Origin of the sequence: Nitrincola tibetensis, from assembly GCF_003284585.1 — a bacterium.
Classification (GTDB): Bacteria; Pseudomonadota; Gammaproteobacteria; order Pseudomonadales; family Balneatricaceae; genus Nitrincola; species Nitrincola tibetensis.
The window spans coordinates 1-15,943 of record NZ_QKRX01000024.1 but is presented as its reverse complement, the minus strand read 5'-3'; the positions used below and the strand labels follow the sequence as shown (position 1 = coordinate 15,943).

General features: G+C 46.6%; 12 protein-coding genes, 1 tRNA gene and 1 pseudogene. All 14 read left to right on the top strand.

Annotation, left to right across the window (positions count from 1 at the left end; all coding sequences use genetic code 11):
- Nucleotides 1-119, top strand: a 119-nt coding sequence (locus tag DN062_RS17970) for an EF-Tu C-terminal domain-related protein (RefSeq protein WP_205126735.1), incomplete at its 5' end; no start/stop codon positions are given.
- A gap of 66 nt (nucleotides 120-185) precedes the next feature.
- Nucleotides 186-261: transfer RNA gene (locus tag DN062_RS17965), tRNA-Trp, on the top strand.
- Between the two features lie 60 nt (nucleotides 262-321).
- Nucleotides 322-690: a preprotein translocase subunit SecE gene (secE, locus tag DN062_RS17960; RefSeq protein ID WP_036514725.1), complete on the top strand. Its 369-nt coding sequence runs from the start codon at nucleotides 322-324 to the stop codon at nucleotides 688-690.
- A 10-nt stretch (nucleotides 691-700) separates the two neighbouring features.
- The gene (nusG, locus tag DN062_RS17955; protein WP_112160677.1) at nucleotides 701-1,246 is read left to right on the top strand and encodes a transcription termination/antitermination protein NusG; all 546 of its coding nucleotides are present in this window, start codon (nucleotides 701-703) and stop codon (nucleotides 1,244-1,246) included.
- Between the two features lie 84 nt (nucleotides 1,247-1,330).
- The gene (gene rplK / locus DN062_RS17950) at nucleotides 1,331-1,765 is read left to right on the top strand and encodes a 50S ribosomal protein L11 (RefSeq protein ID WP_112160676.1); all 435 of its coding nucleotides are present in this window, start codon (nucleotides 1,331-1,333) and stop codon (nucleotides 1,763-1,765) included.
- Nucleotides 1,765-2,460, top strand: coding sequence for a 50S ribosomal protein L1 (rplA, locus tag DN062_RS17945; RefSeq protein ID WP_112160675.1), 696 nt, complete (start codon nucleotides 1,765-1,767; stop codon nucleotides 2,458-2,460). Before rplK ends, rplA begins: the two co-directional genes overlap by 1 nt.
- A gap of 222 nt (nucleotides 2,461-2,682) precedes the next feature.
- Nucleotides 2,683-3,174, top strand: a complete 492-nt coding sequence (gene rplJ, locus DN062_RS17940; RefSeq protein WP_112160674.1) for a 50S ribosomal protein L10 — start codon at nucleotides 2,683-2,685, stop codon at nucleotides 3,172-3,174.
- A 69-nt stretch (nucleotides 3,175-3,243) separates the two neighbouring features.
- Nucleotides 3,244-3,609: a 50S ribosomal protein L7/L12 gene (rplL, locus tag DN062_RS17935; protein WP_112160673.1), complete on the top strand. Its 366-nt coding sequence runs from the start codon at nucleotides 3,244-3,246 to the stop codon at nucleotides 3,607-3,609.
- A 175-nt stretch (nucleotides 3,610-3,784) separates the two neighbouring features.
- Complete coding sequence (gene rpoB / locus DN062_RS17930) at nucleotides 3,785-7,885, top strand: DNA-directed RNA polymerase subunit beta (RefSeq protein WP_112160672.1); 4,101 nt, start codon at nucleotides 3,785-3,787, stop codon at nucleotides 7,883-7,885.
- 73 nt (nucleotides 7,886-7,958) lie between these two features.
- On the top strand, nucleotides 7,959-12,182 hold the full coding sequence (gene rpoC / locus DN062_RS17925; RefSeq protein WP_112160671.1) for a DNA-directed RNA polymerase subunit beta': 4,224 nt from the start codon (nucleotides 7,959-7,961) through the stop codon (nucleotides 12,180-12,182).
- A gap of 123 nt (nucleotides 12,183-12,305) precedes the next feature.
- Complete coding sequence (gene rpsL, locus DN062_RS17920) at nucleotides 12,306-12,680, top strand: 30S ribosomal protein S12 (RefSeq protein ID WP_036514745.1); 375 nt, start codon at nucleotides 12,306-12,308, stop codon at nucleotides 12,678-12,680.
- A gap of 155 nt (nucleotides 12,681-12,835) precedes the next feature.
- Nucleotides 12,836-13,306: a 30S ribosomal protein S7 gene (gene rpsG / locus DN062_RS17915; RefSeq protein ID WP_036514748.1), complete on the top strand. Its 471-nt coding sequence runs from the start codon at nucleotides 12,836-12,838 to the stop codon at nucleotides 13,304-13,306.
- 18 nt (nucleotides 13,307-13,324) lie between these two features.
- A complete protein-coding gene (gene fusA, locus DN062_RS17910; protein ID WP_112160670.1) occupies nucleotides 13,325-15,418 on the top strand; it encodes an elongation factor G in 2,094 nt (697 codons plus the stop codon).
- A 31-nt stretch (nucleotides 15,419-15,449) separates the two neighbouring features.
- A pseudogene (locus DN062_RS17905) lies at nucleotides 15,450-15,943 on the top strand (GTP-binding protein); the annotation flags it as partial.

The following is a 15,943-nucleotide window of genomic DNA, read 5'->3' as shown; positions in this document are numbered from 1 at the left end:
ACGTTCAAATGACCGTTACCCTGATCAACCCAATCGCGATGGAAGAAGGTCTGCGCTTTGCGATCCGTGAAGGCGGACGTACTGTTGGTGCGGGCGTTGTTGCTAAGATCATTGCGTAATTAGTTTTAAATAAGTGTTGCAAACCAATAGGGAGTGCATTATAATTTGCCTCCCTATTATGCAGTAGGCTAGTAGCTCAACTGGCAGAGCAGCGGTCTCCAAAACCGCAGGTTGGGGGTTCGAGTCCCTCCTGGCCTGCCAATCTCAGTCGAGATTGGCATCAAATAGCGTAAGCTTACCTAATAAGCCGAGGCTTCTGGCGTGAATACAAAAGTAAATTCCGAAGGGTCAAAACTAGATAGCATTAAGTGGGCTGTTGTTGTCCTTATTATTGCTGTGGGTGTGGTTGGGAACTCAATATTTTCAGATGAGTCTCTGCTTTACCGTGTCTTGGCTCTTATCGTTTTGGCGGGTGTTGCGGGCTTTGTTGCACTGCAGACTGCAAAAGGTCAGCTATGGTTTAAGCTGTTTAAAGATGCTAAAGGCGAGATGCGAAGAGTGGTTTGGCCAACGCGTCAAGAAACTTTGCAAACAACGCTTATGGTGCTTGCCGCAGTACTAGTGGTTGCGCTTATGCTGTGGGGGCTTGATTCTCTGCTCGGCTGGATAGTTTCCGGGGCAATTGGCTAGGAGTTCTGGCATGAGTACTGAAGAAAAAAAGCGCTGGTATGTGGTTCATGCCTATTCCGGATTTGAAAAGCGCGTAATGAACGGCCTTAGAGAACGTATAGAATTGCATTCAATGCAAGATCTCTTCGGTGATGTGCTAGTGCCGACTGAAGAAGTCGTTGAAATACGTGATGGAAAGAAACGCAAATCTGAACGTAAGTTTTATCCAGGTTATGTGTTGGTTCAAATGGTTATGAATGATGCTACTTGGCATCTTGTGAAAAGTACGCCAAGAGTGCTGGGTTTTATCGGCGGAACAGCGGATAAACCTGCGCCTATCACAGACCGTGAGGCGAGCGAGATACTGCAGCGTGTTGAGAGTGGTGCTGATAAGCCCAAGCCCAAGACGGTGTTTGAGCCTGGTGAGATGGTTCGAGTTAACGATGGTCCTTTTGCTGATTTTAATGGCGTTGTTGAGGAAGTTAACTACGAGAAAAACCGCTTGCAAGTGGCTGTTCTGATTTTTGGTCGATCAACGCCGGTGGAGCTAGAGTTCCGCCAGGTTGAGAAGGTCTAAACACAAGCCTTTTGGTTTGTTTTTTATCTAAATGGTAGTTAAGGGGAGCCTTTAAAAGGCGCTTGTACCCAAAGGAGTAGCTTAATGGCTAAGAAAATTAATGCTTATATCAAGCTGCAGGTCAAAGCAGGCCAAGCTAACCCAAGTCCTCCAGTAGGACCTGCGTTAGGTCAGCACGGCGTCAACATCATGGAGTTTTGTAAGTCGTTTAACGCAGCAACTCAAGGTCTTGAGCCAGGTTTGCCAACACCTGTTGTTATTACTGTTTACAGTGATCGTAGCTTTACATTTATCACTAAAACACCACCAGCTGCAATTTTGTTGAAAAAAGCTGCAGGTCTTAAGAGTGGTTCTGCACGTCCAAATACTGAGAAAGTGGGTAAAGTAACTCGCGCTCAGTTAGAAGAAATCGCCACAACTAAAATGCCAGACTTAACAGCTTCTGATATGGACGCTGCAGTTCGTACTATCGCTGGCAGTGCGCGTTCAATGGGCCTAGTTGTAGAAGGTGACGAGTAATGGCTAAGTTATCTAAGCGTCAAAAAGCAATTCGTGAAAAAGTAGTAGCGGGTAAGCTTTACTCTATTCAAGATGCAGTCTCTGTATTGGCTGATGTCTCTGCAGTTAAGTTCGTTGAATCAATTGATGTGGCTGTTAACTTAGGTGTTGACCCACGTAAATCTGATCAAGTTGTTCGTGGTTCTTCAGTATTGCCACACGGAACAGGTAAAGATGTTCGTGTTGCTGTATTTGCTCAAGGCGATAACGCTGAGAAAGCAAAAGCGGCAGGTGCTGACGTTGTTGGTTTTGAAGATTTGGCTGAGCAAGTTAAAGCAGGTAATCTGAACTTTGATGTTGTGATTGCAACTCCTGATGCAATGCGCATTGTGGGTCAGTTGGGTCAAATTCTGGGTCCACGCGGTTTGATGCCAAACCCGAAAGTTGGAACCGTAACTCCTGACGTAGTAACAGCAGTTCAAAATGCTAAAGCTGGACAAGTCCGTTTCCGTACAGACAAAAATGGTATTATCCATTGTTCAGTTGGTAAAGTTGGTTTTGCAGCAGACGCAATTAAAGAAAACATTGATGCTTTAGTTGCTGAATTGAAAAAGCTCAAGCCATCTACAGCTAAAGGTGTTTACTTGAAAAAAGTAACACTGTCGACCACTATGGGTCCAGGTTTAGTTGTTGATCAGTCGTCTTTAGGCGCTTGATTAAAGTTTAAAAGATTTTGAGGGTCTTCGTGACCTGTCATACAGAATACGAAGGCCGTCAAAGACCGCAGGTGACAACCTGAATTTCAGGTTGTCTTAATGGGTGACTTGCCTGCGCAGACGGTGTGATTCGATAGAATCAAAACCACCGTACTCACTGCCCGAAATAGTATTTTTCGGGAATTTGGTAAATAGTCGAAAGACTCAATCCAGGAGTAAATCGTGGCATTAGGACTCGAAGACAAAAAAGCGATCGTCGCTGAAGTCCAGGAAGCTGCTGCATCCGCTCTATCCGCCGTTGTTGCTGACTCTCGTGGAGTTTCAGTAACTGATATGACAAGCTTGCGTAAGCTTGCTCGTGAAAACGGTGTATGGTTGCGTGTTGTTCGTAACACTCTGGCACGTCGTGCAGTAGACGGTACCCAATACGAATGCCTCAAAGATGCATTTGTTGGTCCATCTATCATTGCCTTCTCAAACGAGCACCCAGGTGCTGGTGCGCGTATTCTACAAGATTTCGCGAAAGGCAACGACAAGTTTGAACTGAAAGCAGCAGCATTCGAAGGCGAAAAAGTTGACATCGCTATGCTGGCTAGCTTGCCGACCTATGACGAAGCAATTGCTAAGTTGATGAGCGTTCTTAAAGAAGCTTCAGCTGGTAAGTTGGTACGTACACTGGCAGCAGTTCGCGACCAGAAAGAGCAGGCTGCCTGAACGCATTAGCGAAGGTTGTTTGAAAAGAGTTTAATGGGTAGTACCCAATCAGATTATCAGGAATCAAAAATGTCTCTGACTCATGAAGATATCATCAATGCAGTAGCTGAAATGTCTGTTAAGGACATCGTTGTATTGATTGAAGCGATGGAAGAAAAATTCGGTGTTACTGCGGCTGCAGCTGTTGTAGCAGCCGGTCCTGCTGCAGCTGAAGCTGAAGAGCAGACTGAGTTCAACGTTATCCTGGCTGAAGCTGGCGATAAGAAAGTTAACGTCATCAAAGCCGTTCGTGCTGCTACAGGTCTTGGCCTGAAAGAAGCTAAAGAATTGGTTGACGGCGCGCCTGCTACTATCAAAGAAGGCGTTTCTAAACAAGAAGCAGAAGATCTCAAGAAAGCACTGGAAGAAGCCGGCGCTAAAGTTGAGCTCAAGTAATCGCTTCAATGCGCTGCAGGCCGCATAACCTGCTTAAAAAGCGTATGGCTGGTGACCATAGAGTCACCGGCCTTTTTCCGTTATTAAATGACAGCAAAAATATAACGGCAAAACAGACTGGAAGATCCCCTTCTGGGCTGGCTTCTCAACTAGGTGCACATGCTGGGGAACACTGATGGCTTATTCATATACTGAGAAGAAACGAATTCGTAAGGATTTTAGCAAGCTAAACCAGGTCATGGATGTTCCATACCTATTGTCGACGCAGCTTGACTCCTATCGGAAGTTTCTGCAGCTGGGGGCAGACGCGGGCAGACGCGACGAATCTGGACTCCAAGCGGCATTTAATTCTGTTTTTCCAATCGTATCCTATTCCGGAAATGCTGCACTGGAGTACGTTGGTTACCGCCTCGGTGAACCCGTGTTTGACGTCAAAGAGTGTCAGTTGCGCGGTATTACCTATGCAGCTCCACTTCGCGTCAAAGTGCGTCTGGTTATATACGATCGTGATTCGTCTGCGAAAGCAGTTAAAGACATTAAAGAGCAAGAAGTCTACATGGGCGAAATGCCTTTAATGACTGAAAACGGTACATTCGTCGTGAATGGAACCGAGCGCGTTATCGTGTCGCAGTTGCATCGTTCACCAGGTGTTTTCTTTGATCATGACAAGGGTAAAACACATTCATCCGGCAAGCTTTTATACTCAGCTCGGATTATTCCTTACCGTGGTTCATGGCTTGACTTTGAATTCGATCCTAAAGATGCGCTTTTTGTTCGTATAGATCGTCGCCGCAAGTTGCCAGCGTCAATCCTATTGCGTGCATTAGGCTATGGCACACAAGAAATTTTAGAAATCTTCTTCGATACCACTGGCTGGAATTTTGAAAAAGATCAAATTTGGATGGATCTGGTCCCTGAGCGCTTACGTGGTGAAACCATGTCGTTCGAGATCAAAGACCCTGAAGGAAACGTGATTGTCGAAGCTGGACGTCGTATTACGCCACGTCACACGCGTCAAATGACAAATGCGGGTATGAAGCAGCTGCTCGTTCCGTCAGAATATTTGGCAGGAAAGGTCACCGCGCGTGATGTTGTTGATCCGTCGACTGGTGAAGTATTGGCTGTTGCGAATACTGAAATTACCGAAGATTTGATCACTCGTTTAATGGTGTCAGGGATTACTCGTTTTGAAACCCTGTACACAAATGATTTGGACTGTGGCCCATATATTTCCGATACGTTGCGGATTGACAGCACGCGTAACCAAATAGAAGCGTTGGTCGAAATTTATCGGATGATGCGTCCTGGCGAGCCACCTACAAAGGAATCGGCTGAAGGACTGTTCGAGAATTTATTCTTCTCAGAAGACCGCTACGACTTATCGGCTGTTGGTCGTATGAAGTTCAATCGTCGCTTAGGTCGCAGTGAAGAAACGGGCTCAGGGATTTTGGATAAAGATGACATTTTAGATGTCATGAAGACCTTAATCGATATCCGAAACGGCAAAGGGGTTGTTGATGACATCGACCACTTAGGTAACCGCCGTATTCGTTCTGTTGGTGAAATGGCTGAAAACCAGTTCCGTGTTGGTCTGGTCCGTGTTGAGCGTGCTGTACGCGAGCGTTTGAGCATGGCTGAGTCAGATAACCTGATGCCACAAGATCTGATCAACGCTAAGCCCGTTGCAGCGGCAATCAAAGAATTCTTTGGTTCAAGCCAATTGTCTCAGTTCATGGATCAAAACAATCCATTATCAGAGATTACCCACAAGCGTCGTGTTTCAGCGTTAGGCCCAGGTGGTTTGACACGTGAACGTGCAGGCTTTGAGGTTCGTGACGTTCACCCCACGCATTACGGGCGTGTATGTCCTATCAAAACGCCAGAAGGGCCGAACATCGGTCTGATCAACTCGTTGGCTGTGTTTGCTCGAACCAATGATTATGGTTTCTTGGAAACGCCTTACCGCCGCGTGCTTGATGGTAAAGTTTCAGATGATATTGATTATTTATCGGCAATCGAAGAAAACAACTACGTTATCGCTCAGGCGTCTGCAAAACTAGACACCGACAATCAGTTAGTTGAAGATCTTGTTGAAGTGCGTCACGCAAACGAATTTACAGTAATGCCGCGCGAAAAAGTCCAGTATATGGACGTATCCGCACGTCAGATCGTATCGGTTGCAGCTGCATTGATTCCATTCTTAGAACACGATGACGCTAACCGCGCATTGATGGGATCGAACATGCAACGTCAAGCTGTTCCTACGCTTCGGGCTGAGAAGCCGTTGGTGGGTACAGGCATTGAGCGTAGCGTAGCGCAAGACTCCGGCGTTTGTGTGGTTGCAAAACGTGGTGGTGTTATCGAGTCGGTGGATGCCAGCCGTATTGTTGTTCGTGCAAACGATAGCGAGACGGAAGCGGGCGACGCGGGTGTTGATATCTACAACCTCACCAAATACGTTCGTTCAAACCAGAATACCTGCATTAACCAGCGTGCGATTGTGCGTCCTGGGGATTTAGTTGCTCGTGGCGATATCATGGCAGATGGTCCATCGGTTGATATGGGTGAACTGGCGCTTGGTCAGAACATGCGTATTGCCTTCATGCCGTGGAATGGCTTCAACTTCGAAGACTCTATCTTGATCTCCGAACGTGTTGTACAAGAAGATCGTTTCACCACGATTCATATTCAAGAGTTGACCTGTGTTGCTCGTGATACGAAGTTAGGATCAGAAGAAATTACGGCTGATATTCCTAACGTTGGTGAAGCTGCTCTAAGCAAGTTGGATGAAACGGGTATTGTCCACATAGGTGCAGAAGTTGGACCTGGCGATATCTTGGTTGGCAAGGTGACACCTAAGGGTGAAACTCAGCTGACGCCTGAAGAAAAACTTCTCCGTGCCATTTTCGGTGAAAAAGCGTCAGATGTTAAAGATACATCCTTGCGTGTTAAGGGTGGAACCATCGGTAAAGTTATCGATGTTCAGGTCTTCACACGAGATGGTGTTGAAAAAGATTCGCGTGCGCGTTCGATTGAAAAATATGAGCTTGATGCCATTCGTAAAGATTTAAATGACGAATTCAGGATTGTAGAAGACGCTACCTACGAGCGTATGGCCAGAGTTCTTGTGGGTCTTACGGCTGACGGTGGGGCTGGTCTTAAGAAAGGTGAGCAGATCACCGCTGAATTCTTGGACAGTTTGAAGCGTAGCGAATGGTTCAAAATTCGTGTTGCAGATACTGATGCGCAAGAAATGCTTGAGCACGCACAAGTTCAGCTTGAAGAGCGTCGTGATAATTTAGACAAGCGTTTCGAAGATAAAAAGCGTAAATTACAAACGGGTGATGATCTTGCACCTGGCGTGTTAAAGATAGTCAAGGTCTATGTTGCGACTAAACGTCGCGTCCAGCCAGGTGACAAGATGGCAGGGCGTCATGGAAACAAGGGTGTAATTTCTGTAATTATGCCTGTTGAAGACATGCCATATGATGAGAACGGCGAGCCAGTCGATATTGTACTGAACCCGCTGGGTGTACCTTCACGTATGAACGTGGGTCAGATTCTCGAAACACATATGGGAGCCGCAGCGAAAGGTCTCGGTCGTAAGATTAACCGTATGCTTGAACAAGAGCGTGAGAAAGCCGAAACAGTTAATGAGCTGCGCGGTTTCTTAAACGAGATTTACAATGGTCAGCATGCAGGTTTAGAAGTTGCACGCAAAGAAGCGCTAGACACCTTTACGGACGAAGAGTTACTTGAGCTTTCGCGTAATCTAAGAGCGGGTGTACCGTTGGCATCGCCTGTATTTGACGGAGCCAAAGAGGCCGAAGTTAAAGCACTGTTGCGTTTAGCTGATATGGACGACAGTGGTCAAGTGACCCTGTACGATGGACGTACAGGTGACAAGTTTGATCGCCCAGTGACTGTCGGCTACATGTACATGCTCAAGCTTAACCACTTGGTTGACGATAAGATGCATGCGCGTTCAACTGGATCGTACAGTCTTGTGACTCAGCAGCCATTGGGCGGTAAAGCTCAATTTGGTGGACAGCGATTTGGTGAGATGGAGGTGTGGGCGCTCGAAGCATATGGCGCAGCTTATACACTTCAAGAAATGCTCACGGTCAAGTCGGACGATGTGAATGGTCGTACCAAAATGTATAAAAACATTGTGGATGGCGATCATCGCATGGAACCTGGTATGCCTGAATCGTTTAACGTATTGATCAAGGAAATACGCTCACTCGGTATTGATATCGAGTTAGAAAGCGACTAAGACCTTAACAGATCACCAAGGTGGCGCCCGAATCGGGCGCTGCCACAGAGAACTCCGCGAGGAGCTATAGACAATGAAAGACTTGCTGAATCTGCTGAAGAACCAAGGTAAAACAGAAGAGTTTGACTCTATCCGTATTACGTTGGCATCCCCGGATATGATCCGTTCTTGGTCTTATGGTGAAGTTAAAAAGCCTGAGACTATAAACTACCGTACCTTCAAACCAGAACGTGACGGTTTGTTTTGTGCGAAAATATTTGGCCCAATCAAGGACTACGAGTGCTTGTGTGGCAAATATAAGCGCATGAAGCATCGTGGCGTCATCTGTGAGAAATGTGGCGTAGAAGTAACGATGACAAAAGTTCGTCGTGACCGTATGGGTCATATTGAACTGGCTTCACCTGTTGCCCACATTTGGTTTTTGAAGTCTCTGCCTTCCCGTATCGGTTTGATGCTGGATATGACATTGCGTGACATTGAGCGCGTACTGTATTTTGAATCATTTGTTGTCATTGACCCAGGCATGACCACGCTCGAGCGTGGACAGCTAATGAATGATGAGCAATATTTCGAAGCATTAGAAGAGTTCGGCGATGAATTCGACGCTCGCATGGGTGCAGAAGCGATCCAAGAGTTGTTGGGATCCATCGAACTCGAAGAAGAATGCCAACGGATGCGTGAAGAAATTCCTCAAACGAATTCTGAAACGAAGCTGAAAAAGCTATCTAAGCGTTTGAAGTTGATGGAAGCATTCGTAAAATCAGGCAATAAGCCTGAGTGGATGATTCTGAAAGTATTGCCGGTGTTACCACCTGATTTACGTCCTTTGGTTCCACTGGACGGTGGTCGTTTTGCGACTTCTGATCTCAATGATCTGTATCGTCGCGTTATCAACCGCAACAACCGTCTGAAGCGTTTATTGGATTTGAACGCACCTGACATCATTGTGCGTAACGAAAAACGTATGTTGCAAGAGTCAGTTGACGCTCTGCTTGATAACGGTCGTCGTGGACGTGCAATTACTGGATCAAACAAGCGTCCTTTAAAATCGCTTGCGGACATGATCAAGGGTAAGCAAGGTCGTTTCCGTCAGAACTTGCTTGGTAAGCGTGTCGACTACTCTGGTCGTTCTGTTATCGTGGTTGGTCCTTCACTGCGTTTGCACCAGTGTGGCCTTCCAAAGAAAATGGCGTTAGAGCTGTTTAAACCATTTATATTCTCAAAGCTTGAATTGCGTGGACATGCAACCACCATTAAAGCAGCTAAGAAAATGGTTGAAAGAGAAGAGGCGCTGGTATGGGATATTTTGGATGAAGTTATCCGCGAACATCCCGTGTTGCTTAACCGTGCACCGACTCTACACCGTTTAGGTATCCAGGCGTTTGAGCCTGTATTGATTGAAGGTAAAGCTATTCAGTTACACCCTCTCGTTTGCGCAGCCTATAACGCTGACTTCGACGGTGACCAGATGGCGGTACACGTTCCATTGACCATTGAGGCTCAATTGGAAGCTCGTGCCTTGATGATGTCAACCAATAATATTTTGTCGCCTGCAAACGGCGAGCCTATTATTGTTCCATCACAGGACGTGGTATTAGGCTTGTATTACATGACTCGTGAGCGCATTGCAGCTCCGGGTGAAGGCATGCGTTTCTTGAATATTAAAGAAGTGCAGCGTGCTCATGGTGCAGGCAAAGTCCATCTTCAAGCTCGCATCAAAGTGCGTATCCGCGAAGTGATTCGTGATATCCATGGTGGAGTAGAAGAAATTACAGCGTTGCGTGATACGACCGTAGGTCGTGCGATGTTGTTTGATATCGTACCTGATGGCTTGCCTTTTGAGTTGGTCAATCAGGCAATGAAGAAAAAATCGATTTCTAAGCTGCTAAACGAGGCCTATCGTCGTTGCGGTTTGAAAGATACGGTTATCTTTGCCGATCAGTTAATGTACATGGGCTTCCGTCAAGCGACAATGTCAGGCGCATCAATCGGTGTGAATGACTTCGTTATTCCAGATGAAAAGCCAGCAATTATTGCAGCAGCCGATGCTGAAGTAACCGAGATTGAGCGTCAGTTTGCGGAAGGTCTTGTAACTCAAGGCGAGAAGTACAACAAAGTCGTCGATATTTGGTCACGTGCAAACGAAGTCTTAGCGAAGCGGATGATGGATAACCTGAAGGTTGACAAAGTTGTCAACGCAGCAGGTGAAGAAGTTGACCAAGAGTCGTTTAACTCTGTTTACATCATGGCCGACTCTGGAGCGCGTGGTAGTGCTGCACAGATCCGTCAGTTGGCCGGTATGCGTGGTTTGATGGCTAAGCCAGATGGCTCGATCATTGAAACGCCAATCATTGCAAACTTCCGTGAAGGTCTGAACGTACTTCAGTACTTTATCTCGACGCACGGTGCGCGTAAGGGTCTTGCTGATACTGCATTGAAGACAGCAAACTCTGGATACTTAACGCGTCGTCTCGTTGATGTTGCGCAAGATCTGGTTATCACAGAAACAGACTGCGGCACTGAAAACGGATTGTTGGTTCAACCAATGATCGAAGGTGGCGATATTATTGTCAGCTTGGGTGAGCGTCTGCTAGGACGTGTAGTGGCTAAAGATGTGCTTGATCCGACAGGCAGAGATGTTCTGATCGAGAAGGGTACATTGATTGATGAAGCATGGGTTGATCGTCTAGAAAATGACGAGCGCTTTAGCAGCATCGACGAAGTGACTGTGCGTTCAGCTATCGCGTGCGACTCAATACACGGTATCTGTTCTAAGTGTTATGGTCGTGATTTGGGTCGTGGGCATGAAGTTAACCGCGGTGAAGCCGTTGGTGTTATTGCTGCACAATCCATCGGTGAGCCAGGAACACAGTTAACCATGCGTACCTTCCACATCGGGGGGGCTGCTTCTAGGGCTGCAGCGGTTGACAGCATTCAGGTTAAAAATGGCGGTGAAATCCGTTTACATAATTTGAAGTTTGTAGAAAGAACCGATGGCAACTTGGTTGCAACATCCCGTTCAGGTGAGTTGGGTGTTACGGATGAGCATGGCCGTGAGCGTGAGCGTTATAAGCTTCCTTATGGATCTATGATAAAAGTGCGTGACGGTAGCCGTGTTGAACCAGGTGCTGTCGTTGCCAACTGGGATCCGCACACCCACCCAATCGTCTCTGAGATGCAGGGTAAAATTGTTTTCGTTGGCTTAGAAGATGGTATTACGGTTAAGCGCCAGACGGATGATTTAACAGGTCTTTCTACGATTGAGATCTTAGAAAGTAAGGATCGCCCACAAGCCGGTAAAGATATTCGTCCAATGATTAAATTGGTCGATTTTGCTGGAAACGATCTATGCTACCCTGGTACTGAAATGCCAGCGCAGTACCTGTTGCCACCTAAGGCAATCGTTAACTTGAACGATGGCTCAGAGGTTCAAATTGGTGATGTCTTGGCACGTATTCCACAAGAGGGTACGGTTAACAAGGACATCACGGGTGGTCTTCCACGCGTAGCGGATCTCTTTGAAGCACGTAAGCCTAAGGAATACGCGATCCTGGCAGAAGTATCAGGTGTGATCTCCTTTGGGAAAGAAACCAAAGGCAAGCGTCGTATTTTGATATCTCCGCATGATGGATCAGAGCCGTTTGAAATCATGATTCAAAAGTGGCGTAACCTCAACGTGTTTGAAGGTGAGTCAGTAGAGAAGGGTGAGGTTATCTCTGATGGACCTTCTAACCCGCATGATATCTTGCGTATCTTGGGCGTGAATGCACTAGCGAAGTATATCGTGAGTGAAATTCAAGACGTTTACCGTTTACAAGGTGTAGCGATCAACGATAAGCACATAGAAGTTATCGTGCGCCAGATGGTCCGCAAAGTTGAAATTACGGATTCCGGTGACAGTAATTTCATACAGGGCGATCAGGTTGAATACGTGGCCGTACGCCTTGAAAATGAGCGCTTATTGGCAGACGGGAAGTTCCCAGCCAAGTTTGAGCGTGTCTTGTTAGGTATTACGAAAGCATCACTTGCTACAGAATCCTTCATTTCGGCTGCGTCTTTCCAAGAAACGACGCGCGTACTGACTGAAGGTGCTGTAAATGGTAAGAGCGATGCTCTTCGCGGATTGAAAGAAAACGTTGTGGTGGGTCGTCTGATACCAGCAGGTACTGGATTGGCTTATCATAGCGAGCGGAAACGTAAGCGTCGTTTGTCACAAGATGGCATTGGCGTAAGTGCTGAAGAAGTTCAGCAAGCGTTAACCGCTGCACTAAATGCGTCAATGACTAACTCTGATTAAAAAACAGACAGCAATTGACCTGAAGGGCATGAATTGGTTAAAATTCACGCCCTCTTATGAGGCTGAGTAGAAATACTCAGTTTTTTTATATGGTGAAAACAAACCAAGTTGGAGTTTGCTTAAATGGCAACAATTAACCAGTTGGTACGTAAGCCGCGTAAGCGCAAAGTTCAAGCAAGTGATGTTCGTGCATTAGAAGCTTGTCCACAGCGTCGTGGTGTTTGTACCCGCGTTTATACAACCACACCTAAGAAGCCTAACTCTGCATTGCGTAAAGTATGTCGTGTACGTCTTACCAATGGCTATGAAGTATCTTCTTACATCGGTGGTGAAGGTCACAACCTACAAGAGCACAGTGTTGTTCTGATTCGTGGTGGCCGTGTTAAAGACTTACCAGGTGTGCGTTATCACACCGTTCGTGGTGCTCTTGACTGTTCAGGCGTTAATGACCGTAAACAAGCTCGTTCTAAATACGGTACAAAACGTCCTAAGTCTTAATTCGTCGCCAAAACGGCGAAGTTGTTTCAGCCAAGCTTTTCCAGATCCGGAGAGAATGCTGCAGCGCTTAACCGAAAAAGACGATAAGAGTAAGGCCAGGTATCTTAGATATCCTGTTCAACCTGAAGACCTTTTAATATTATTGAGGGCTTATCATGCCTAGAAGACGCGTAGCTGCGAAGCGTGAGATCCTGCCGGATCCAAAATTCGGTAACATTACACTGGCTAAATTCATCAACCATTTGATGATCAGTGGCAAAAAATCCGTTGCAGAGAGCATCGTTTATGGTGCAATGGATAAAATTCAAGAGCGTACAAAACAAGATCCGCTGGAATTGTTTGATAAAGCGCTCGAAACTGTACAGCCTGTGGTCGAAGTTAAGTCTCGCCGTGTAGGTGGTGCAACGTATCAAGTACCAGTAGAAGTACGTCCTTCTCGTCGTATGGCTTTGGCTATGCGTTGGTTGGTAGATTCTTCTCGTAAGCGTGGTGAAAAATCTATGGCTCTGCGCTTAGCGGGTGAGCTAGTTGATGCAGCAGAAGGTCGCGGAGCCGCCGTTAAAAAACGTGAAGATGTGCACCGTATGGCAGAAGCCAACAAAGCTTTTGCGCATTATCGCTTCTAAACATCAGAGGATTATGCCGTGTCTCGTAAAACACCGCTATCCAGATACCGTAACATTGGTATCTGTGCGCACGTAGATGCTGGTAAAACCACGACTACAGAACGCGTACTTTTTTACACTGGCCTATCTCATAAAATCGGTGAGGTGCACGATGGTGCAGCCACGACTGACTGGATGGAGCAAGAGCAGGAGCGTGGTATCACCATCACTTCTGCGGCCATTACCACTTTCTGGAGTGGTATGGATAAACAGTTTGAAGAGCACCGCATCAACGTTATCGATACACCAGGGCACGTAGACTTCACGATTGAAGTTGAGCGTTCTCTGCGTGTGCTTGATGGTGCTGTTGTTGTTCTGTGTGCGTCCTCAGGGGTTCAGCCACAAACTGAAACTGTATGGCGGCAAGCAAATAAATATGAAGTGCCTCGTATGGTGTTCGTCAATAAGATGGACCGTGCGGGTGCAGACTTCTTTCGAGTTGAAGATCAACTGCAGAAGCGCTTAAACGTTACGACTGTGCCAATTAACTTTCCAATTGGTTCTGAAGATACGTTTACTGGTGTTGTAGATGTGCTCAGAATGCAGTCGATTATATGGAATGAAGCCGATCAAGGTATGACCTTTAGGCTGGAAGAAATTCCAGCTGATCTTCAGGAAAAAGCTGAAGAGTTGCGTGAGAAACTCGTTGAGACAGCCGCTGAATCCAGTGACGAACTCATGGAAAAGTATCTCGGCGGAGAGGAGTTGTCTCTTGAGGAAATCAAAGCAGGTTTACGTGCACGCACGTTGAGCAATGAAATTGTTCTAATGCTTTGTGGCTCTGCATTCAAAAATAAAGGCGTTCAAGCGGTATTGGATGCGGTAATTGAATATCTACCAGCACCGACTGAAGTTAAAGCGATTGAAGGTACGCTTGACGATAAAGATGAAACATTGGCTACGCGTAAAGCTGACGATGATGAACCTTTCGCTGCGCTTGCTTTCAAAATTGCAACGGACCCCTTCGTGGGGACCTTGACGTTCATTCGTGTGTATTCTGGCGTGCTTAGTTCTGGTGACAGCGTTTATAACTCTGTTAAACAGAAGAAAGAGCGCGTTGGGCGTATGGTTCAGATGCATGCTAATTCTCGTGAAGAGATAAAAGAAGTGCGCGCGGGCGATATTGCAGCACTTATCGGTCTGAAAGACGTGACAACAGGGGATACTCTTTGTGATCTAGACAATCGTATTGTTTTAGAGCGTATGGAGTTCCCTGAGCCAGTCATTTCAGTTGCGGTAGAGCCTAAATCTAAAGCAGACCAGGAAAAAATGGGTGTTGCTTTAGGTAAGTTGGCGCAAGAGGATCCATCCTTCCGTGTTGCGACGGATCCAGAAACGGGTCAGACCATTATTTCTGGAATGGGTGAGCTTCACTTGGATATCATCGTTGATCGTATGAAGCGTGAATTCAAGGTTGAAGCAAATATCGGTAAGCCACAGGTTGCCTACCGTGAGAAAATCCGTAAGTCTGTTGTAGCTAACCATAAGTTTGCTCGTCAATCAGGTGGCCGCGGTCAATACGGTCATGTCGTCATCGAGTTTAGTCCGAGTGATGAAGAAGGGTTGGAGTTTATCAATGAGGTAGTAGGGGGTGTGATTCCTAAAGAATACATTCCAGCTATTCAGAAAGGTGTTGAGGAGCAGATGAAGAACGGTGTTGTCGCAGGATACCCGCTCATCGGTTTGAAGGCGCGTTTGTATGATGGCTCTTTCCATGAAGTTGACTCCAACGAAATGGCGTTTAAAATTGCAGCATCTCAGGCGCTCAAGAAGTATGCCCAAGAAGCGAGCCCATGTTTGCTTGAGCCTATGATGAAGGTTGAAGTAGTGACTCCAGAAGAGTACATGGGTGATGTGATGGGCGACCTCAACCGTCGTCGTGGTTTGGTGCAGGGTATGGAAGACACAGTATCGGGCAAAGTCATCAACGCTCAGGTACCACTGGGTGAAATGTTTGGTTATGCAACTGATCTGCGTTCAGCTTCGCAAGGTCGTGCAACTTACTCTATGGAGTTTGATTGCTACAGTGAAGCACCGAATAACATCGCTGAAGCTGTAATTAGGCTAGGCTGATTAAGCAAATATTGATTAAGAGGAAATAACTGTGGCTAAGAAAGCTTTTGAACGTAACAAGCCTCACGTCAACGTAGGAACAATCGGACACGTTGACCATGGTAAAACGACTTTGACAGCCGCGTTGACTCGCGTATGTGCAGAAGTTTGGGGTGGTACAGCGGTAGCGTTTGACGGTATCGACAATGCACCTGAAGAGCGTGAGCGTGGTATCACGATTTCGACTTCACNACAATGCACCTGAAGAGCGTGAGCGTGGTATCACGATTTCGACTTCACACGTAGAGTATGAGTCACCAGTCCGTCACTATGCGCACGTAGACTGCCCAGGACACGCTGACTATGTTAAAAACATGATCACCGGTGCTGCACAGATGGACGGAGCGATTCTGGTATGTTCAGCCGCTGACGGCCCAATGCCGCAGACGCGTGAGCACATCCTGTTGTCACGTCAGGTAGGTGTACCTTACATCGTTGTGTTCCTGAACAAAGCGGACATGGTTGACGATGCTGAGTTGTTGGAAT